Raw genomic sequence first — 19,749 nt, 5'->3', positions numbered from 1 at the left:
TAGGCCTGATAAGCGTAGCGCCATCAGGCACGCACATTGCCGGATGGCGGCTTTGCCTTATCCGGCTTACGATGCTATCCGCTAACAGCCTCACTCAACGGCGGATCGCTCAATAGCCCCAGCATGGTTTTCGCTATCTCACGCTCACCCATGACCACCTCATTGGCACCTCGTTCACTGATATACGCGACTTCATCGTCGTAATGCGCACGGGCGATAATCTCAAGATGCGGATACTTCTCGCGGGCGCTGGCGACGATTTCTCCGGCCTCATAGCCGTTTGGAATGGTTAGCAGCAGCCAGCGGGCGCAGTCGAGATGCGCCAGCGTCATAATCTCTTCGTTGGCGGCATTACCCAGTACCGCGCGAATGCCGCGCTCGCGCAGCTCGTCGACACGGGTACGGGAGGTTTCAATCACTACCAGCGGAATCCCTTGCGCCATCAGCTTCTCGCCGAGCAGGCTGCCGACGCGACCGTAGCCAACCAGCAGCGCGTGGTTACAGATATCTACCGGAATCTGTTTTTCATCTTCCAGCGCCTCTTCCAGGGTCTGTTCCTCAAGCGTTTCCGTTTTCTCGAGGTATTTCTCCAGCACGGAGAACAGCACCGGATTGAGCATAATGGAGAGAATCGCCCCCGCCAGCACCAGGTTTTGCCCGACTTGCGGTAGGAGATCCAGCGCCATGCCCAGACCGGCGAGAATAAAGGCGAATTCGCCAATCTGCGCGAGGCTGGTGGCGATGGTCAGGGCGGTACGCTGGGAGTGGCCGAACAGACGTACCAGGCCAAACGCGGCGAGCGATTTACCGAAGATGATGATTGCCAGCGTTCCCAGTACCGCCAGCGGCTGCTCAATCAGAATCAGCGGATCAAACAGCATGCCGACGGAGACAAAGAACAGTACCGCAAACGCGTCACGTAGCGGCAGGGTATCGTGCGCCGCACGATGGCTCAGTTCGGATTCGTTCAGCACCATCCCGGCGAAGAACGCACCCAGCGCGAACGAGACGTCAAACAGTTCTACCGCGCCGAAGGCGATGCCCAGCGCCAGCGCCAGTACCGAGAGCGTGAACAGTTCGCGAGAGCCGGTGGCGGCGCTGCGAGAGAGGATCCACGGCACCAGGCGGCGGCCAACCAGCATCATAATGGCGATAAACGCCACCACTTTTCCGATGGTTATCGCCATATCGATAGCCAGCGAGGCGAAACCGATATTTTCTTTTTCCATCATTCCGGCGACGGCAGGCAGCAGCACCAGCGTCAGGACCATCACCAGATCTTCAACGATCAGCCAGCCGATGGCGATCTGCCCCCGCTGACTATCAATAAGCTGTCGTTCTTCTAACGCGCGCAGCAGCACCACGGTACTGGCGGTAGACAGGCACAGGCCAAAGACGATGCCGGTCATTATGGACCAGCCTAAGAAGGTGGAGAGCAGCATCCCGAGCAGGGTGGCGACGGCTATCTGCGCTATCGCGCCGGGTATGGCGATGGACTTTACCGCCATCAAATCTTTCAGTGAGAAATGGAGACCGACGCCGAACATCAGCAAAATAACGCCTAATTCCGCGAGTTCTGGTGCCAGTTTGGTATCAGCGACAAATCCTGGAGTAAAGGGTCCGGCCAGTACGCCCGCTAACAAATATCCTACCAGTGGAGAAATTCTTAACTTATTGGCAATCATGCCAAGGAAAAAAGCGAGCACAAGGCCACCAACAATGGTGGTGATTAGCGGTGTGGCGTGATGCATTCCGTCTCCTTTCGTCGTGATGCGTGGTCCCATTTTTGGCGCAGAGTGTCGCAACAGCCTGAAAACCAAAAAACCTCGTAATAGTTTATGACAATTTCCACTATTTTGTTTGTGAATAATTCTTGAATTTAGCTAAAAAATTGAATTTTTAAGAGTAAATGGCACAAAAATGAAAGTTGAATATGAGAAGTCAGAGACGACGCGCGGTTGCGGGGAGAAAGGTGGCAGCCAAAATGAAGGTTTGGCTGCCCGGAATTTAGTGTTTTTGGCGGTTATCAGGTAAGAATATGGTCAACATACCAATAAGTGGTAGGAAAGCACATATTTTATAAACCAACTCGATACTGGTATGGTCGGCCACCAGCCCCAACACGGCGGCGCCAAGGCCACCCATGCCGAAAGCGAAACCGAAGAATAGCCCGGAAACCATACCGATACGCCCCGGTAATAGCTCCTGCGCGTACACCAGAATGGCAGAAAACGCCGAGGCGAGGATAAATCCAATAATGACCGTTAAAATCCCGGTCCACCAAAGGGTCGCGTAGGGTAAAAGGAGGGTAAACGGCGCAACGCCGAGGATAGAGCCCCAAATCACATATTTACGGCCAATTTTGTCACCCACCGGCCCGCCAATGACGGTCCCTGCGGCAACCGCAAACAGGAAGGCGAATAAGTGAATCTGCGCATTTTGTACCGATAATCCGAATTTTTGCATCAGATAAAAGGTGTAGTAGCTGCTAATGCTCGCCATATAGAAGTATTTCGAGAAAATCAGCATCAGCAGGATGCAGACGGCAAGAATCACTTTGTTTTTCGGCAGCGGATTGATAATCGCAGCTTTCGGTTTACCTTTCGCCATACGGTGCTGTGCCGCGTACCAACGGCTGACCTGCGCCAGCACAACGATAGCCAACAGCGCCGCCAGCACAAACCAGGCCACGTTGCCTTTCCCGTACGGCGCAATGATAACCGCCGCCAGCAACGGCCCCAGCGAACTGCCGAAGTTACCGCCCACCTGGAAGATTGACTGCGCCAGGCCGTGACGGCCACCGGAGGCCATTCGCGCCACGCGGGATGATTCCGGATGGAACACCGAGGAGCCGGTACCCACCAGCGCGGCGGCCAGTAGCACCGTACCGAAGCTGCCCGCCAGCGCCAGCAGCACCAGCCCGCTCAGGGTAAAGCACATGCCCACCGGCAGCGACCACGGCATCGAACGCTTATCGGTGATGTAGCCGATGACCGGCTGGAAGAGGGACGATGTGAGCTGGAAGGTGAGGGTAATCATCCCAATCTGCACGAAGGTCAGAGAGAATTCGGACTGCAGCAGCGGATAAATCGCCAGAATCAGCGACTGAATCATGTCGTTGAGCAGGTGGGAGAGACTGATCGCTCCCAGGATACCGAATGAGGTACGGCCCTTTTGTGAAGACGCAGATGGGCCAGGCCGCGTAGGGCTGGTTTCAGTGATTGCCATAGATTCCACTTATATTTGGTAGTGCGATGTTGGAGATAAACGCTTTAATAATAATTATCAGACTAAGATACCTGTCTAAGACGTTTGAAGGAAGTCTCATTTTTGAAAACAAATTATCCATTTAGAATCAAATCTGTTGTCGTCTATCAAAGACTATTTCCCCTTTTGCCACCTGCTTTTTCTGCCTCTCTTCGTTCTACTAACGCCGAAATATTTCCACAGAAATCTTATCCCCATTTGGGGTATTTTGCGGGGCGTCGCAATCTGGTACTACTACCCCGCCAGGCGGTTGATTTACTGCGAAAACTACATGAGGACATCGGCGATCATCGCGACGTGTTCCTGAACTACCGCAATTTATGACTCCACGACGGTTTTACAGCCGATTTATCGTATGGGTTATCCGGGCAGCCCCTTTACGGGCGGTAAGTAACGAAGTTTGATGCAAATGTTAGATCGTATGCGTCTGTTAGGCGCGGCTGGTAAGAGAGCCTTATAGGTGCATAAGAAAAAACTCCGGCTATGCCGGAGGATATTTATTATGCCGCGGCGCTGATGGTGAAATCGAAGTGGATCGCATCATACGGGAACAGCGTCCCGCTATCCCCGCGCTCAAGCAAGCCACTATTCAGTAGCGCGGTAACGTCGGTATGAACGCCTTTTACGTCACGCCCTACGAGTGCCGCGATTTCACGGATCGTTAACTCTCCGTGCCCGGTCATCGCCTGCAAAATTGCCATGCGGTTTGGGGCCAGAACTTTATGCATCATGGCCCAGGAAGGGAATGAGATTACACCATCACCCGTACCGCGTTCACTGCTTGCGGCGGCACTCATGGCAGACAAAACGTCTGCCGCGAAATCTTTGATTGTCTCAATCTTAATCGTTACGGTTTTCATGTTACCTCCGCTCATTCCGAATAGTTTCAACGTCTGCCAGGAAATCCGCGAATAGCTGTTCGATGCTGGCAAAGCTGGTGCCGATTTCCTGATCCCGGATGTGTTTGTGATCGCCTTTGCCGCGCTCGTTGTCGTACCGCATTACGCAGACCCCGGAAACAATATAAGCCATGCTGTATTTATAGCCGTGGTCGCTGCCGAGTACCGCCGGATCGACCTCCCATATCAGCACCTGAATAAATTCGTTTTCGTCCAGGTAGCGGGTGAATTTCTTGAAAAGTGTCGCTGGCATTCGTCGCCCTCCTTGCGTGTTGTAAATGATGACAACAAGCGTGGTTGTTGTCAATGCTTACAACAAGAATAAGCTATTTAACAACTGCGGTTTCAATGACCAACTCCTGACATCAGATAAATCAGTGTGTTATGAGGTTTTACATGCAATAACCAACCTGCTAAATTGCGGGTTGGTTGTAAATAAATGAATTAACTATATGTTTGATAAGTAGTTTGTTGTTAGTTTTTTCAACCAACCGACTCAACCAATGCAAAAAACCTATACTGGGTGCTCAGAAACATGGGGATGATTCGCTGATCTGCAACTCTGTGATAAATGTTGCGTTTCTGATGTGAAAAACTGTATGGCATATCTCGTTTTTGAGCACTACGCTGTATTTTTACTCTGTAACAAATCAAAATCAGCACATCCGATCGCAGGTGGGGGTATCACAGGGGATACTAAAAATTAACTCTTAGCTAAACCCCTTCTTTTCAACGAATTATGGGATCTAAGTCTGGTCCACATTAGACTAATATTTCATAGCGTTGTAATTTCTGCGGTTGTTATTCACTCAGGGAGAGAAACATGCAATTCGTCAAACGAGGCGTGGCGCTGGCGATGCTGACGGCACTGTCGTTAGTCAGCCTGCCTTCACAGGCTTATCAGCAAGATAAAACGTATAAAATCACCATCCTGCATACCAACGATCACCATGGGCACTTCTGGCGCAGTGAATACGGCGAGTACGGTCTGGCCGCGCAAAAAACGCTGGTCGACGGCATTCGTAAGGAAGTCGCGGCAGAGGGCGGCAGCGTGCTGCTGCTGTCGGGCGGCGATATCAATACCGGGGTACCGGAATCAGACCTGCAGGACGCCGAGCCAGACTTCCGTGGCATGAATCTGGTGGGCTACGACGCGATGGCTGTCGGCAACCATGAGTTTGATAACCCGCTGAGCGTGTTGCGTCAGCAGGAAAAATGGGCCAAATTCCCGTTCCTCTCCGCCAATATTTACCAGAAAAGTACCGGTGAACGCCTGTTTAAGCCGTGGGCGATCTTTAAACGCCAGGACCTGAAAATTGCCGTTATCGGTTTAACCACCGATGACACCGCCAAAATAGGCAACCCGGAATACTTCACCGATATTGAATTCCGCAAACCGGCGGAAGAAGCGAAGCTGGTGATTCAGGAATTACAGCAGAAAGAGAAGCCTGACCTGATTCTGGCCGCGACCCACATGGGTCACTACGATAACGGCGAACACGGTTCAAACGCACCGGGTGATGTCGAGATGGCGCGCAGCCTGCCGACCGGCGCGTTAGCGATGATTGTGGGTGGTCACTCACAGGATCCGGTGTGCATGGCTTCGGAGAATAAAAAGCAGGTCGACTACGTGCCGGGCACCCCGTGTGCGCCAGATAAACAGAACGGTATCTGGATTGTGCAGGCCCATGAGTGGGGCAAATATGTGGGCCGCGCCGATTTCGAGTTCCGCAACGGCGAGCTGAAAATGGTGCACTATCAGCTGATCCCGGTGAACCTGAAGAAGAAAGTCACCTACGATAACGGGCAGAGTGAGCGCGTACTTTACACGCCGCAAATTCCGGAAAACCCGCAGATGCTCTCGCTGCTGACGCCGTTCCAGAGTAAAGGCAAGGCGCAGCTGGAAGTGAAAGTGGGCAGCGTGAACGGGCATCTGGAAGGCGACCGCAGCAAGGTTCGCTTCGTGCAGACCAATATGGGTCACCTGATTCTGGCAGCGCAGATGGCGCGTACCGGCGCCGACTTTGGCGTGATGAGCGGCGGCGGCATTCGTGATTCCATTGAAGCGGGAAATATCACCTACAAGAGCGTGCTGAAGGTGCAGCCGTTCGGTAACGTGGTGGTGTATGCCGATATGAGCGGTAAAGAGGTAGTGGAGTATCTGACCGCCGTGGCGCAGATGAAGCCCGATTCCGGCGCTTATCCGCAGTTTGCCAACGTCAGCTTTGTGGCGAAGAACGGCCAGCTTCAGGACCTGAAAATCAAAGGCGAACCGGTCGACCCGGCGAAAACCTATCGTCTGGCGACGCTGAGCTTTAACGCTACCGGCGGTGATGGCTACCCGAAAATCGACAACAAACCAGGGTATGTGAATACCGGGTTTATCGATGCCGAGGTGCTTAAGCAGTACATTGAGCAGAACTCGCCGCTGGATGTGAATGCTTACGAACCGAAAGGGGAAGTGAGCTGGCAGTAAGCTCGGGCGTTGTCCAATACCCTCTCCCTTTGGGGAGAGGGTTTAGGTGAGGGGAGAACCGTCTGTTTAATCCCGTCGCGCAATATCCGCAAACGTCGCGCCAAGAATTTTCGCTAAATCACCCGCCGCCAGCTCAATATCGAGCCCGCGTTTGCCGCCTGAAACATAAATCGAAGCAAATTCCTGCGACGGCGCATCAATCACCGTGGGCAGACGCTTTTTTTGCCCCAGTGGGCTAATGCCGCCGACCAGATAGCCGGTGACGCGCTGGGCCACCATCGGATCGGCCATATCGACTTTTTTCGCCCCTAAAGCCTTCGCGACCTTTTTTAAATCCAGCTGTCCGGCGACCGGCGTGACCGCTACCGCCAGCTGTTTCATATCGCCGTTCATCGCCACCAGCAGAGTTTTGTAAACCTGGTCAGCGTTCAGTCCTAATTTTCGCACCACCTCGTCACCAAAGTTCGTTTCATTCGGATCGTGATCGTAGGTATGAATGCTAAACGGGATCTTGTTCTTTTCGAGTAACTTAACCGCGGGAGTCATAACGTTCCTTCTTTCTACAGACAGGGTATGCAGCCAGCATACGCCCTAAAACGGACTAAAAAATAGTATAATCTTGCGCAATAGGTATTGGCAGTTGCAGCAACTTTGAGCGACAATCGAAAGATCCGGAGTGATTACTTCGGGATAATAATAATGATGAAATTCCTCTTTGACGGGCCAATAGAGATATTGGCCATTTTTTTTATTTCAGCATCTCCGGCAGATTGCCTTCGCCATACAGATGAAGCGCTCCCACGGCGACCACATAGCGCCCCGGCGGCAGCGCCAGCAGCGCGTCGCGCCAGGCTTCATTTCGCTTCACCATCAGCACATCATACAGCGACTGACTAAAGGTATTGGGCAACGAAGTCCTGCCGTTCGTCGGTGGCTGCTCGAGCCACCAGCCGATCATCACCTGTAACAGTCGCGCGTTGGTGTGCCAGTGCGTCAGCGTATCGTCGAGCAGCGCCATGCCGCCGTCGGGCAACTGGCACAAAAGGCTGACCTGGCTGTCTGCGCCCTCCAGTTCTTGAACCGGCAGCGACGCCGCGCGCGCAGCCTGCAGCAACTGATAATCAATGCCGTAGTCCGGACGTAATCCCAGCCGCTGCGCCTGGGTGGCTTGCAGCACCATCGCTATCTGCCATAACGGCTGATTATCAAAGCGGGCCAGCGACATTCCTTGCTCGCTGACCCGTTTTTCCAGTTCGCTTAACTGTTCGGCACTCAGACGCTCGGCGAGTGGCGGGAATTCCGGCAGATTGCTGAACGGCGTTTCATTGCCGGAAATATCGGCTTCGACAATCAGCGCGTCGGCTTGATGCAGTTTCTTCACCAGCTTTGCCGGTAGGGGAGACATATCGCGTGTCCCCATATGAATGCTGCCGACCAGATGCAGGTGGCGGCCACCGGGCAGCGACACGTCGAGCGCTGGCCAGCCGTAAGGCGAACCGCGCAGGGTTCGCCATAGACGTTGTAGTTGATATAACAGACTCATCCGCGCTCCCTGGAAGGAAAATTCCATGCTAGCGCGCTGGGGGGAAAGGTGCAAACGCGCCCTGCCCGTTTCGGGCAGGGCGGTGGGTCAGGCTTTAGGTTTAAAGCGCAGCAGGCGGTTGGCGTTGCTCACTACCGTAATGGAAGAGAGCGCCATCGCGGCTCCGGCAACGACCGGGTTGAGCAGCGTACCGGTCAGCGGCCAGAGGATCCCCGCGGCAATCGGAATGCCCAGCGAGTTATAGACAAAGGCGCCGAGCAGGTTCTGCTTCATATTGCGCAACGTGGCGCGGGAGATCGCCAGCGCATCGGCAACGCCCACCAGACTGTGGCGCATCAGCGTAATCGCCGCAGTTTCAATCGCTACATCGCTGCCGCCGCCCATGGCGATACCGACGTCGGCCTGCGCCAGCGCCGGGGCATCGTTGATACCGTCGCCGACCATCGCCACCTTCTGGCCCTGCGCCTGCAGGTCTTTAATCGCCTGCGCTTTACCGTCCGGCAGTACGCCGGCAATCACTTCATCAATGCCCGCCTCTTTGGCAATGGCGTTAGCGGTTACCGGGTTATCACCGGTCAGCATCACCAGTCGATAGCCTTCCTGATGCAGTCGCTGCAAGGCGGCGACGCTATCGCTACGCAGCGGATCGCGAATGGCGAACAGCGCGGCGGCTTGGCCATCGATAGCGAGCAGTACCGGCGTGGCTCCCTGAGCCGCCTGCTGAGCCAGTTCGTTATCCAGCTCGCGGGTATCTACCTGCTGTTCGTGCATCAACGCCTGGTTGCCCAGCAGCAGCGAGTGTCCTTCGGTCTCGCCGCTGACCCCCAGCCCACGTAGCGTGCGGAACGCGGTGACCTGCGGCAGCGTGTTATCGGCGGCTTTCTCCAGAATTGCGCGCGCCAGAGGGTGGTTCGAACCTTGCTCCAGCGCGGCGGCCAGGCGCAGCGCGGTCGATTCACCGATCGCGCCAAGGGTTTTCACCGCGACAACCTGCGGCTTACCCTCGGTCAAGGTACCGGTTTTATCAAACACCAGCGTCGTCAGTTCACTGGCGCGCTGTAGCGCGTCGGCATCGCGGACCAGCACGCCGTACTCTGCGGCGCGACCGACACCGGCAATAATCGACATCGGCGTAGCCAGACCCAGCGCACACGGACAGGCGATGATCAGCACCGTAGTAGCGATCACCAGGGTGTAGACAATCTGCGGAGCAGGGCCAAAGAAGTACCAGATGGCGGCGCTGAAAATGGCGATCGCCACCACCACCGGCACGAACACGGCGGAGATTCTATCCGCCAACTGGCCGATTTCCGGCTTGCTGCTCTGCGCCTGGCGCACCATTTTGATAATACGTGACAGCGTGGTATGGCTACCCACGGCGCTTGCGCGGAATAAGACTGAGCCGTCCTGCACCACCGTACCGGCGTGAATGCTGTCGCCATCGCCTTTCTGCTGCGGAATCGGCTCGCCGGTCAGCATCGCTTCATCAAACCAGGCTTCGCCCTGGCTGATTTCGCCGTCGACGGGAACACGGTCGCCGGTGGCGAGGCGCAGGATCATACCCGGCTGTACGTCGGCCAGTGGCACCGTTTTTTCACCGTCGTCGGTGACAACCCGCGCGGTGGGCGGCGTCAGGTCGAGCAATTTTTCCAGCGCCCGGGACGAACGCTGGCGCGCTCGCGCTTCCAGCATATGGCCAAGGTTAATCAGACCAATAATCATGGCGCTGGCTTCGTAATAGAGGTGGCGGGCTTCCATCGGGAACCACTGCGGCCACAGGTTGACGCTCATCGAATACAGCCAGGCAACACCGGTACCGAGCGCCACGAGGGTATCCATCGTCGCGGTACGGTTCTTCAGGCTTTTCCATGCGCTGGTGTAAAAATGACCGCCGGCAAACACCATCACCGCCAGGGTGACGAGGCCGATAATCAGCCACAGCGAGCGGTTGTCGTCGGAGACCATCATATTGTCGCCGATCATGCCCCAGACCATGACTGGCACACCGACCAGCAGGGCGACGATCGCCTGCCAGCGAAAACGTTTCATGGTCGCCAGCGCGGTTTCCTGCTGACGTTCGCGGCGTTTAATATCGTCTTCAATGGCTTCCGCGCCGTAGCCTGCTTTCTCTACGGCCTGGACTAAATCGCTGGCGGACGCATGACCCATCACCAGGGCCGTGCGCTCCGCCAGGTTTACCCGTGCCTGGACCACGCCCGGTACCGCCTGCAAGGCATTCTGGACCCGGGAAACGCAGCTGGCGCAGCTCATACCGTTGATCAGCAGCTGTTGGCTGTCATCCAGTTCCTGTGCTGCCGGAAGCTCAGGGGAGGCCGCTGTCAGTGCTTCCGACGGGAGTGATGACTCTGCCAGCGGTTTAGCCTTTGGGTGGCTGAGCTCCGCGCCGTAACCGGCTTGTTTGATGGTGTCAATCAACGCCTCGGCGCTCGCGCTGCCGGTAACGTGCGCCGCATCGATGGTCACTTCCGCATGGTCAACGTCAGGACGCTGCTCCAGGCTCTCCTTCACGCGTTTGACGCAGTGGCCACAGGACAGACCGTCCAGCGCCAGATCGATAGTTTGAGACATATTCCTCTCCTCAATTGATGGGTGACCAAATTCATCTTTTGGTCTACAGTGAGAAAGGTTAAACCTTCCAGCAAGGGGAAGGTCAAGGGGGAAACGTGAATATCAGTGATGTTGCCAAAAAAACCGGTTTGACCAGCAAAGCCATTCGCTTTTATGAAGAGAAGGGGCTGGTGACGCCGCCGCTGCGCAGCGAGAACGGCTACCGCAGCTACACGCAAAAGCATCTGGATGAGTTTACGCTGCTGCGCCAGGCGCGGCAGGTTGGGTTTAATCTGGAAGAGTGCGGCGAGCTGGTGAATCTGTTTAACGACCCGAAACGCCACAGCGCCGACGTCAAAGCCTATACGCTTCAAAAAGTGGCGGATATTGAGCGCCACATCAGCGATCTGCAGGCGATGCGCGAGCAGCTGCTGTCACTGGCGGCATCCTGCCCGGGAGATGACAGCGCCGACTGCCCGATTATTGATAATCTTTCCGGCTGCTGCCATCGTAAAGCCCAGGTTTGACGACTAACGAGGAGGGGAGAGCCTGATACGCAGGACGATCCCTTCCACCGCAATCACCTCAACGTTGCTGCCCGCGGGCAGATCCTCGTCGGCGCGGACCGGCCACGAACTGTCGCCGACGCGCATATGGCCGCGTCCGTTGACCAGCGCGTTGTCTAAGGTAAACCGCTGCCCCAGCAACTGCTGTCCGCGCTGGTTAAGCTGACTTTCCGCCGGGCGCTGTCTGTCGCCCCGACGGCTGAGCCACTTCCACCACAGCCAGGCTGCCAGTAGCGTCAGCACCGCAAACAGCGTCCCCTGCCATGCCCACTCGAGCGGCAGCACCCAGGTTATCAGCCCGGTAGCCGCGGCGGCCACGCCGCTCCACAGCAAATAGCCGCTACCGCCGAGCATTTCTGCCGCCAGCAGCAGGCCGCCGAGGCTCAGCCAGAAGATATGTGGGTGCGCCAGCACCAGCGCGATCATGATGATTTCCGGTCGCGGCTGCTGTCTTTAATCAGCTCGGCAACCCCGGCGATAGACCCCATCAGGCTGCTGGCATCCAGCGGCATCATCACCACTTTGCTATTATTCGCCGAGCCAATCTGCTGGAGGGCATCGGTATATTTTTGCGCCACAAAGTAGTTAATCGCCTGAATATCCCCGGCGGCAATCGCTTCGGAGACCATTTTGGTGGCGCGCGCTTCCGCTTCTGCGGAACGCTCGCGGGCTTCTGCCTGCAGGAACGCGGACTGACGCTCGCCCTCGGCGGTGAGAATCTGCGCCTGTTTTTCACCTTCGGCTTTGACGATCTGCGCCTGGCGGATCCCTTCAGCTTCCAGGATATAGGCACGCTTGGTACGCTCGGCCTTCATCTGCGCGTTCATCGCGTCGATAAGCTCTGCCGGTGGGCGCACGTCGCGAATCTCAATACGGGTGATTTTAATCCCCCACGGATTGGTGGCTTCGTCGACAATATGCAGCAGGCGGGTATTGATGTTATCGCGCTGGGAGAGCATTTCGTCGAGCTCCATGGAACCGAGCACGGTACGAATGTTGGTCATCGTCAGGTTGATGATCGCCAGTTCCAGGTTGCTGACCTCGTACGCCGCTTTTGGCGCGTCGATCACCTGAATAAAGCACACGGCGTCGATGGCGACATTGGCGTTGTCTTTAGAGATAACTTCCTGCGATGGAATATCGAGGACCTGCTCCATCATGTTGATTTTGCGGCCAATACGATCCATAAACGGCACGACAAGACTTAAGCCTGGATGCAGGGTTTTGGTGTAGCGGCCAAAACGTTCAACCGTCCACTGATAACCCTGCGGCACGATTTTGACCCCCGCGGCAACCACCACCAGGGCGACGAAGATAAGAATAGGAATAAACACCAGCATAAAACCTCCTGTTTTACTGTCCGTAACTGCAATAAGTATATCGGCTCTGGCGGTGAAATTCGCCCCCTGAAATTAATTGGCGTTACACTACAAGAGATAAAAGAAAAAACAGGGCAAAGAAAGGCAATGAAGGAAAATAGCGCGATTCTACAGCTTACGCAGGTAAGCTTTCATATTGGCGAGAAAACGGTCCTTGAGAATATCAATCTTAGCGTGGCCCCCGGTGAATTTAAGCTCATCACCGGCCCGTCAGGCTGCGGTAAAAGCACTTTATTAAAAATCATCGCTTCGCTCCTTTCACCGAGCGGCGGACAAATTCTGTTTGCCGGGCAGGATATCAATACCCTGTCGCCGGAAGCCTATCGCCAGCAGGTTTCTTACTGCGCGCAGACGCCCGCGCTGTTTGGCGATACGGTTTACGACAACTTGATTTTCCCCTGGCAAATCCGTAATCAGCAGCCGGATCCCGATCGTTTTCTGGGCCAGTTGTCGCGCTTTGATCTGGCGGAAGATACGCTGTCAAAATCGATTAATGATCTGTCAGGTGGGGAAAAACAGCGGGTTTCGTTGATTCGCAATCTACAATTTTTGCCCAAGGTTTTATTGCTCGATGAAATTACCAGCGCGCTGGATGAGCAAAATAAAAAGAACGTGAATGAGATTATTCATCAGTATGTCCGCGAGCAAAACGTCGCCGTGCTGTGGGTCACCCATGATAAAGATGAAATTAGTCATGCGGATGAAGTGATTACACTGCCATCCCATCAGGAGAGCGTCAGGGAGTCACGTCATGAATAACGAACATATTATTACGAACCAATCACTGGCGCTGTCGATGGTGCTGGTGCTGGTGGCGATTCTGGTGAGCTACCGGGAAAAGCTGGCGCTGGAAAAAGACATCATCTGGAGTATCTGCCGGGCGGTGGTGCAGCTGATCATTGTCGGCTACGTGCTGAAGTATATTTTCAACGTTAACCATGCGGTGTTGACGCTGCTGATGGTGCTGTTTATCTGCTTTAACGCCGCCTATAACGCGCAAAAGCGCAGTAAGTATATCGATAAAGCCTTTGTCTCCTCGTTTATCGCCATTACCACCGGGGCCGGGCTGACGCTGGCTGTACTGGTTTTTTCCGGCTCGATTGCCTTCGTGCCAATGCAGGTGATCCCGATTTCCGGGATGATCGCCGGTAACGCCATGATTGCGGTGGGGCTGTGCTACAACAACCTCGGCCAGCGCTTTAGCGCCGAGCAGCAGCAAATTCAGGAAAAACTGAGCCTGGGGGCGACGCCGAAAATGGCCTCCGCGCGGCTGATTCGCGAAAGTATTCGCGCGTCGTTAATTCCGACCGTGGATTCGGCGAAAACCGTGGGGCTGGTGAGCTTACCGGGGATGATGTCGGGGCTGATTTTTGCTGGTATCGACCCGGTGAAGGCGATTAAGTATCAGATTATGGTCACTTTTATGCTGCTTTCGACCGCCAGCCTGTCGACCATTATTGCCTGCTATCTGACCTATCGGAAGTTTTATAACGCCCGTCACCAACTGGTGGTGACGTCGTTGAAGAAGCGCGCGTAGCGCATAGTGAAACGTCGGCCTGCCAGGCGTAGCGCCATCAGGCCGACAAGATAACGCTCGCTGTTAGTACAGCAGCGAATACAACTGGCGGCGGTACTTCGACGCCAGCGCGTCGCCGGTGCCCAGCGCGGCCAGAATTTCCTGCAACATTTTGCGCGCCTGACCATCGGCCGCGCCTAAATCTTTACGCAGATGGCTGAACAGCAGTTCCAGCGCCTCTTCGTTACGCCCAACCTGATGCAGCTGCAGCGCCAGCTTCGAGGCCAGCGCCGCGTCGTCCGGGTTTTGCTCTACTTGTTGTTGCAGTTGCTGAATCTCCGGCGTATCCGCTGCCTGCTTCAACAGCTCAATCTGCGCGACCAGCCCCTGATAGCGGGTATCCTGATCCTGCATCGGAATAGTTTTCAGCACCGCTTCCGCGTCTTCAGAGCGATTGAGCGCAATCTGAGTTTCCGCCAGCAGCAGGCCGATCTGGCTGTCCTGGCCGGAAAGCTGCCAGGCGTCTTTCAGCAGCGGCAGCGCTTCGGCGTGGTTACCTTCCTGAATCAGCGCCAGCGCTTCTTGCGCCTTCAGCTCTTCTTCACGCGGCAGCACTTTATCGAGCAGCGCGCGAATGGCTTCTTCCGGCTGTGGGCCCTGGAAGCCGTCAACCGGCTGGCCGTTCTGGAACAGGTAGACGGTCGGGATGGCGCGCAGGCCAAACTGTGAGGCGACCATCTGCTCGGCGTCGCAGTCGACCTTCGCCAGAATAAACTGACCGTTATACTGCGCCGCCAGATTTTCCAGCACCGGCGTCAGCTCCAGGCAGTGCTGGCTGCGCTCGGACCAGAAGTAGAACAGCACCGGCGTGGCAACGGATTGTTCCAGCGTCTGGTGCAGGTTAGCTTCAGTAATGTTTACAATATTCTGTACGGACATGAGTCATTCTCTGTAGTCGGTTTGTATTCGAGATGGGGGCAAAAGCGCACGCTTCAACGTTACCCCTGCAGAATTTTGTCCATGGCGCGCCCCGGCAGCAGGCGTTTTAGCCAGCATACGGCATGGGTGACCAGGGTGACCGGGTAGCGTAATTTCGGCTTATCGCTGATGAAGGCGTGACGCACCTTTTCTACCACCGCGTCCGGGCCGAGCGTAAAACGAGCCGCAATACCCGGGTTTTCCACCGCCTGGTCGCTGGTCTGGTTCACGTTGTCGGTAAAGCGGGTGCGAATCGGGCCGGGTTCGATCAGGCTGACCTTGATGCCGGAATGACGCAGCTCCATGCGCAGCGCGTCGGACCACGCCTCCAGCGCATATTTGCTGGCCGCGTAGGCACCGCGGCCCGGCGTGGAAATCAGCCCCATCACCGAGGAGGTCATCACGATGCGCCCCTCGCCGTGAGGCACCATGGCGGGCAGCAGACGCATGGTAAGCTGATGAGCGCCAAAGAAGTTGGCGGAAAATTGCTGCTCCATCTGCTCGCGGCTGATGCTGGTCAACGGGCCGTAGACGCCATAGCCCGCGTTGTTGAACAGGCCGAACAGGCGATTATGGGTGAGCGCGATGACCTCTTCGGCGGCGGCATCGATGCTTTCCGGGCTGTCGAGGTCGAGCAGCACGCCGGTGAAGCCCATGCCGTTCATCCGCTTCACATCCTCAGGTTTACGGCAGGCGGCAAGCACGCGAAACCCCTGACGCTTCAGCTCAAGCGCACTTTCCAGGCCAATGCCGCTGGAACATCCTGTAATTAAGACCGATTTTTGCATAACTTTACCTGAAGACACCGCTTTACTTTCCGGCGTCGTGATTAACTAATGGAGCCAGACGTGTCGCCATCCAGTCGGCAATAAACGGCTGGGCGTCACGGTTGGGATGAATGCCGTCATCCTGCATCCACTGCGGCTTAAGGTAGACCTCTTCCATAAAGAAGGGCAGCAGTGGAATAGTGAATTCGCTGGCGAGTTTCGGATAAACCGCGCTAAACGCCTCATTATAGCGGCGTCCGTAGTTTGCGGGCAGACGAATTTGCATTAACAGTGGCTGGACGTTAGCGGCTTTGACCTGCTGCAAAACGGTGCGCAGGGTCTGTTCAATCTGCTGCGGTGGAAATCCGCGCAGGCCGTCGTTGCCGCCAAGCTCGACCAGCACCCAGCGCGGCTGGTGCTGTTTCAGCAATGCGGGCAGGCGCGCCAGCCCCTGCTGGGCGGTGTCGCCGCTGATGCTGCCGTTGATGACCGTGATATCAGGCTGCCACTTGTCGTTAAGCAGGGCAGGCCAGGCGGCAGTACCCGCCATGCGATAGCCCGCGCTCAGGCTATCGCCAAGAACTAACAGCGTGTCCGCCGCCGCGGCGCGAAGGCTAAACAGTATTAAAAACAGGAAAGGCAAATGCCAGCGGAAAACGTACTTGAAGTGCATCATCTTAAGAAATCCGTCGGTCAGGGGGAGCATGAGCTTTCCATCCTTACCGGAGTTAACCTGATTGTCAAACCGGCGCAAACCCTTGCTTTAATTGGCGAGTCGGGTTCCGGCAAGTCGACGCTGCTGGCGATTCTTGCCGGGCTGGACGATGGCAGCAGCGGCACGGTGAAGCTGTTAGGCCAGCCGCTGGATAACATGGACGAAGAGGCTCGGGCACGCCTGCGCGCTCAGCATATCGGCTTTGTGTTTCAATCTTTTATGTTGATACCGACCCTCAACGCGCTGGAAAACGTCGAGCTACCGGCACTGCTGCGCGGTGAAAGCGACGCGCAAAGCCGACAGGGGGCAAAAGCGCTGCTGGAACAGCTCGGGCTTGGCAAACGTCTACAGCATCTTCCCGCCCAGCTTTCCGGCGGCGAGCAGCAGCGCGTGGCGCTGGCCCGCGCGTTCAACGGCCGCCCGGATTTGCTGTTCGCCGATGAGCCAACCGGTAACCTCGACCGCCATACCGGCGACAAAATTGCCGACCTGCTGTTTTCGCTCAACCGCGAACACGGCACCACGCTGATTCTGGTTACCCATGACGCTCAGCTGGCCGCCCGCTGTGACCGCCGTCTGCGTCTGGTCGACGGGCAGCTCCGGGAGGAAGCATGATTTTACGCTGGTTCTGGCGAGAATGGCGCTCGCCGTCGCTGCTGATTGTCTGGCTGGCGCTAAGCCTGGCGGTGGCCTGCGTGCTGGCGCTGGGCAGTATCAGCGACCGAATGGACAAAGGGCTTAATCAGCAAAGCCGCGAATATATGGCGGGCGACCGGGTGCTGCGCAGCTCGCGTGAAGTGCCGCGAGAATGGCTGGAAAAAGCCCGTGCGCTGGGGCTGACGGTGGGTGAGCAGATTAACTTCTCCACCATGACCTGGGCGGGTGATACCCCGCAGTTGGCGGATGTGAAGGCGGTAGACGATAGCTACCCGCTGTATGGCGTTCTGGAAACCACCCCGGCCAGCCTGAAGCCCGCCGCCGGCACGGTACTGCTGGCGCCGCGTCTGCTGGCGCTGCTGAACCTGAAAACCGGCGACAATATCGATGTTGGCGATGCCACGTTGCGTATCGCCGGGGAGATTGTGCAGGAGCCGGACAGCGGCTTTAACCCGTTCCAGATGGCTCCGCGCCTGATGATGAACCTGGCCGACGTGGCGAAAACCGGCGCGGTGCAGCCCGGTAGCCGGGTGAGCTGGCGCTATATGTTCGCTGGCAACGCGGCGCAGCTGGCGAGCTATGAAAGCTGGCTGCTACCGCAGCTCAAACCTGAGAACCGCTGGATCGGGCCGGATCAGGACGACGGCGCGTTGGGCAAATCGTTGCAGCGTTCCCAGCAATTTTTACTGTTGTCGGCATTGCTGACGCTGCTGCTGGCGGTGGCTGCCGTGGCGGTGGCGATGGGGCACTACTGCCGCAGCCGCTACGATCTGGTGGCCATCCTCAAAACGCTGGGGGCCGGGCGGGCGCAGCTGCGTAAGCTGATTATCGGCCAGTGGCTGCTGTTGCTGGCGCTCTCCGCGCTGGCGGGCGGCGCGATGGGGCTGCTGTTTGAATCTATCCTGCTGACCTTGCTGAAGCCGGTGCTGCCTGCGGCGCTGCCCGCCGCCAGCGCCTGGCCGTGGCTGTGGGCAGTGGGGTCGATGACGGTGATTTCCCTGCTGGTGGGACTGCGCCCGTACCGATTGCTGCTGGCGACGCAACCGCTGCGCGTATTGCGCCAGGATATTGTCGCCAACGTCTGGCCGCTGAAAATTTACCTGCCGCTGGTGAGCGGGGTCACTGTCCTGCTGCTCGCCTGGCTGATGGGCGGCAGCCCGCTGCTGTGGTCGGTGCTGGCCGGCGCGGTGGTGTTGGCGGCGCTGTGCGGCCTGGTGGGCTGGCTGCTGCTGAAGGTTCTGAAACGCCTGACCTTGCGCGCGCTGCCGCTGCGTCTGGCGGTGAACCGCCTGCTGCGTCAACCGTGGTCGACGCTGAGCCAACTGGCGGCTTTCTCGCTGTCGTTTATGCTGTTGGCGCTGCTGCTGGTGCTGCGCGGCGATCTGCTGGATCGTTGGCAACAGCAGTTGCCGCCGGAAAGTCCGAACTATTTCCTGATCAATATCGCGCCGGAGCAGGTCAGTGAGGTGAAAACGTTCCTTGCCGAGCACCAGGTGATACCGGCGGCGTTCTACCCGATTGTCCGCGCACGGCTGACGCAGATTAACGGTCAGAGTACCGAAGGCAATAAGGATGAGTCGCTCAATCGCGAGCTGAACCTGACCTGGCAAAGCCAGCGACCGGCACATAACCCGCTGGTGGCCGGAATCTGGCCGCCAAAGGCCGGGGAGGTCTCGATTGAAGAGGGATTGGCGCAGCGCTTGAAGATTCGTCTCGGCGATAACGTCACTTTTACCGGCGACACTCAGGACTTCACCGCGAAGGTGAGCAGTATTCGTAAAGTTGACTGGGAAAGCCTGCGGCCAAACTTCTTCTTTATCTTCCCCGACGGCGCGCTGGACGGTCAGCCGCAGAGTTGGCTGACCAGCTTCCGCTGGGATCGCGGCAACACGCTGTTGACGCAGCTTAACCGCGAGTTCCCGACGGTCAGCCTGCTGGATATTGGGGCGATATTAAAGCAGATCGGCCAGGTGCTGGCCCAAGTAAGCCGCGCACTGGAGGTGATGGTGGTGCTGGTGACGGCCTGCGGCGTGCTGCTGCTGTTGGCGCAGGTGCAGGTGGGGATGCGTCAGCGTCATCAGGAGCTGGTGGTGTATCGCACCCTCGGGGCAGGAAAGTCGCTGCTGCGAATGACGCTGTGGGCCGAGTTTGCCCTGCTGGGGGCGATTTCCGGCCTGGTGGCAGCCATCGGATCCGAAACCGCGCTGGCGATGCTGCAAACTCACGTGTTTGATTTCCCGTGGTCGCCGGACTGGCGTCTGTGGGTATCGTTGCCGTTGTGCGGGGCGTTCCTGCTGTCTCTGTGCGGCGGCGGTTTGGGCCTGCGCCTGCTGAAGGGGCGGGCGCTGTTCCGCCAGTTCTCAAGCTAATTCTGTCCTGACGTTACCCGGCGGAGCGCAGCAATGCCGGGTAACCGCC

Annotated in this window: 18 protein-coding genes; 6 read left to right on the top strand and 12 right to left on the bottom strand. The window is 56.9% G+C overall.

What is annotated here, in order from left to right; all coding sequences use genetic code 11:
* Positions 1 to 74: 74 nt before the first annotated feature.
* The 4 genes from ybaL to GY169_RS17585 form a co-directional block, all read right to left on the bottom strand.
* Complete coding sequence (gene ybaL / locus GY169_RS17600) at positions 75 to 1,751, bottom strand: YbaL family putative K(+) efflux transporter (RefSeq protein WP_167576461.1); 1,677 nt, start codon at positions 1,749 to 1,751, stop codon at positions 75 to 77.
* Between the two features lie 256 nt (positions 1,752 to 2,007).
* A complete protein-coding gene (locus GY169_RS17595; protein WP_064548026.1) occupies positions 2,008 to 3,228 on the bottom strand; it encodes an MFS transporter in 1,221 nt (406 codons plus the stop codon).
* Between the two features lie 539 nt (positions 3,229 to 3,767).
* Complete coding sequence (locus GY169_RS17590; protein WP_167576460.1) at positions 3,768 to 4,127, bottom strand: glycosyl transferase family 1; 360 nt, start codon at positions 4,125 to 4,127, stop codon at positions 3,768 to 3,770.
* A 1-nt stretch (position 4,128) separates the two neighbouring features.
* A complete protein-coding gene (locus tag GY169_RS17585; RefSeq protein WP_167576459.1) occupies positions 4,129 to 4,419 on the bottom strand; it encodes a DUF6516 family protein in 291 nt (96 codons plus the stop codon).
* Positions 4,420 to 4,989: 570 nt separating this feature from the next.
* Between GY169_RS17585 and ushA the strand changes: the two genes are divergently transcribed.
* On the top strand, positions 4,990 to 6,642 hold the full coding sequence (gene ushA, locus GY169_RS17580; RefSeq protein WP_163445962.1) for a bifunctional UDP-sugar hydrolase/5'-nucleotidase UshA: 1,653 nt from the start codon (positions 4,990 to 4,992) through the stop codon (positions 6,640 to 6,642).
* Positions 6,643 to 6,708: 66 nt separating this feature from the next.
* On the opposite strand, the gene ybaK is transcribed toward ushA, so the two are convergent.
* The 3 genes from ybaK to copA form a co-directional block, all read right to left on the bottom strand.
* Complete coding sequence (ybaK, locus tag GY169_RS17575; RefSeq protein WP_035891819.1) at positions 6,709 to 7,188, bottom strand: Cys-tRNA(Pro)/Cys-tRNA(Cys) deacylase YbaK; 480 nt, start codon at positions 7,186 to 7,188, stop codon at positions 6,709 to 6,711.
* 202 nt (positions 7,189 to 7,390) lie between these two features.
* The gene (locus GY169_RS17570; protein WP_167576458.1) at positions 7,391 to 8,185 is read right to left on the bottom strand and encodes a TraB/GumN family protein; all 795 of its coding nucleotides are present in this window, start codon (positions 8,183 to 8,185) and stop codon (positions 7,391 to 7,393) included.
* A gap of 87 nt (positions 8,186 to 8,272) precedes the next feature.
* Entirely contained in the window at positions 8,273 to 10,774 is a 2,502-nt protein-coding gene (copA, locus tag GY169_RS17565) for a copper-exporting P-type ATPase CopA (protein WP_167576457.1), read from the bottom strand.
* Between the two features lie 95 nt (positions 10,775 to 10,869).
* Here copA and cueR point away from each other — a divergent pair, with 95 nt between their 5' ends.
* Entirely contained in the window at positions 10,870 to 11,280 is a 411-nt protein-coding gene (cueR, locus tag GY169_RS17560) for a Cu(I)-responsive transcriptional regulator (protein ID WP_065356834.1), read from the top strand.
* A 3-nt stretch (positions 11,281 to 11,283) separates the two neighbouring features.
* On the opposite strand, the gene GY169_RS17555 is transcribed toward cueR, so the two are convergent.
* Both GY169_RS17555 and GY169_RS17550 read right to left on the bottom strand, forming a co-directional pair.
* Entirely contained in the window at positions 11,284 to 11,745 is a 462-nt protein-coding gene (locus GY169_RS17555; RefSeq protein WP_167576456.1) for an NfeD family protein, read from the bottom strand.
* Entirely contained in the window at positions 11,742 to 12,659 is a 918-nt protein-coding gene (locus GY169_RS17550; protein WP_064548038.1) for an SPFH domain-containing protein, read from the bottom strand. The genes GY169_RS17555 and GY169_RS17550 overlap by 4 nt, the downstream gene beginning before the upstream one ends.
* A 126-nt stretch (positions 12,660 to 12,785) precedes the next feature.
* On the opposite strand from GY169_RS17550, the gene fetA reads away from it, so the two are divergent.
* Together fetA and fetB are read left to right on the top strand one after the other, a co-directional pair.
* Entirely contained in the window at positions 12,786 to 13,457 is a 672-nt protein-coding gene (gene fetA, locus GY169_RS17545; RefSeq protein WP_163445968.1) for an iron efflux ABC transporter ATP-binding subunit FetA, read from the top strand.
* On the top strand, positions 13,450 to 14,235 hold the full coding sequence (gene fetB / locus GY169_RS17540; protein WP_167576455.1) for an iron efflux ABC transporter permease subunit FetB: 786 nt from the start codon (positions 13,450 to 13,452) through the stop codon (positions 14,233 to 14,235). Before fetA ends, fetB begins: the two co-directional genes overlap by 8 nt.
* A gap of 63 nt (positions 14,236 to 14,298) precedes the next feature.
* Here the strand turns inward: fetB and GY169_RS17535 are convergent, their stop codons facing one another.
* The 3 genes from GY169_RS17535 to tesA are packed head-to-tail and all read right to left on the bottom strand — an operon-like array spanning position 14,299 to position 16,635.
* Positions 14,299 to 15,153 carry a co-chaperone YbbN gene (locus GY169_RS17535; protein ID WP_167576454.1) on the bottom strand — a complete coding sequence of 285 codons (855 nt, stop codon included), beginning with the start codon at positions 15,151 to 15,153 and terminating at the stop codon, positions 14,299 to 14,301.
* Positions 15,154 to 15,212: 59 nt separating this feature from the next.
* On the bottom strand, positions 15,213 to 15,980 hold the full coding sequence (locus tag GY169_RS17530) for an SDR family oxidoreductase (protein ID WP_163445971.1): 768 nt from the start codon (positions 15,978 to 15,980) through the stop codon (positions 15,213 to 15,215).
* Between the two features lie 22 nt (positions 15,981 to 16,002).
* Positions 16,003 to 16,635 carry a multifunctional acyl-CoA thioesterase I/protease I/lysophospholipase L1 gene (gene tesA, locus GY169_RS17525; protein ID WP_191091009.1) on the bottom strand — a complete coding sequence of 211 codons (633 nt, stop codon included), beginning with the start codon at positions 16,633 to 16,635 and terminating at the stop codon, positions 16,003 to 16,005.
* Here tesA and ybbA point away from each other — a divergent pair.
* Positions 16,603 to 17,289 carry a putative ABC transporter ATP-binding protein YbbA gene (gene ybbA, locus GY169_RS17520; RefSeq protein ID WP_064548049.1) on the top strand — a complete coding sequence of 229 codons (687 nt, stop codon included), beginning with the start codon at positions 16,603 to 16,605 and terminating at the stop codon, positions 17,287 to 17,289. The genes tesA and ybbA overlap by 33 nt on opposite strands.
* Positions 17,286 to 19,700, top strand: a complete 2,415-nt coding sequence (gene ybbP, locus GY169_RS17515) for a putative ABC transporter permease subunit YbbP (protein ID WP_167576453.1) — start codon at positions 17,286 to 17,288, stop codon at positions 19,698 to 19,700. Before ybbA ends, ybbP begins: the two co-directional genes overlap by 4 nt.
* The last annotated feature ends 49 nt before the right edge of the window (positions 19,701 to 19,749 follow it).

Source organism: Kluyvera genomosp. 3, from assembly GCF_011765685.1.
Taxonomy (GTDB): domain Bacteria; phylum Pseudomonadota; class Gammaproteobacteria; order Enterobacterales; family Enterobacteriaceae; genus Kluyvera; species Kluyvera georgiana_A.
This window is presented reverse-complemented; position numbering and strand designations above follow the sequence as displayed.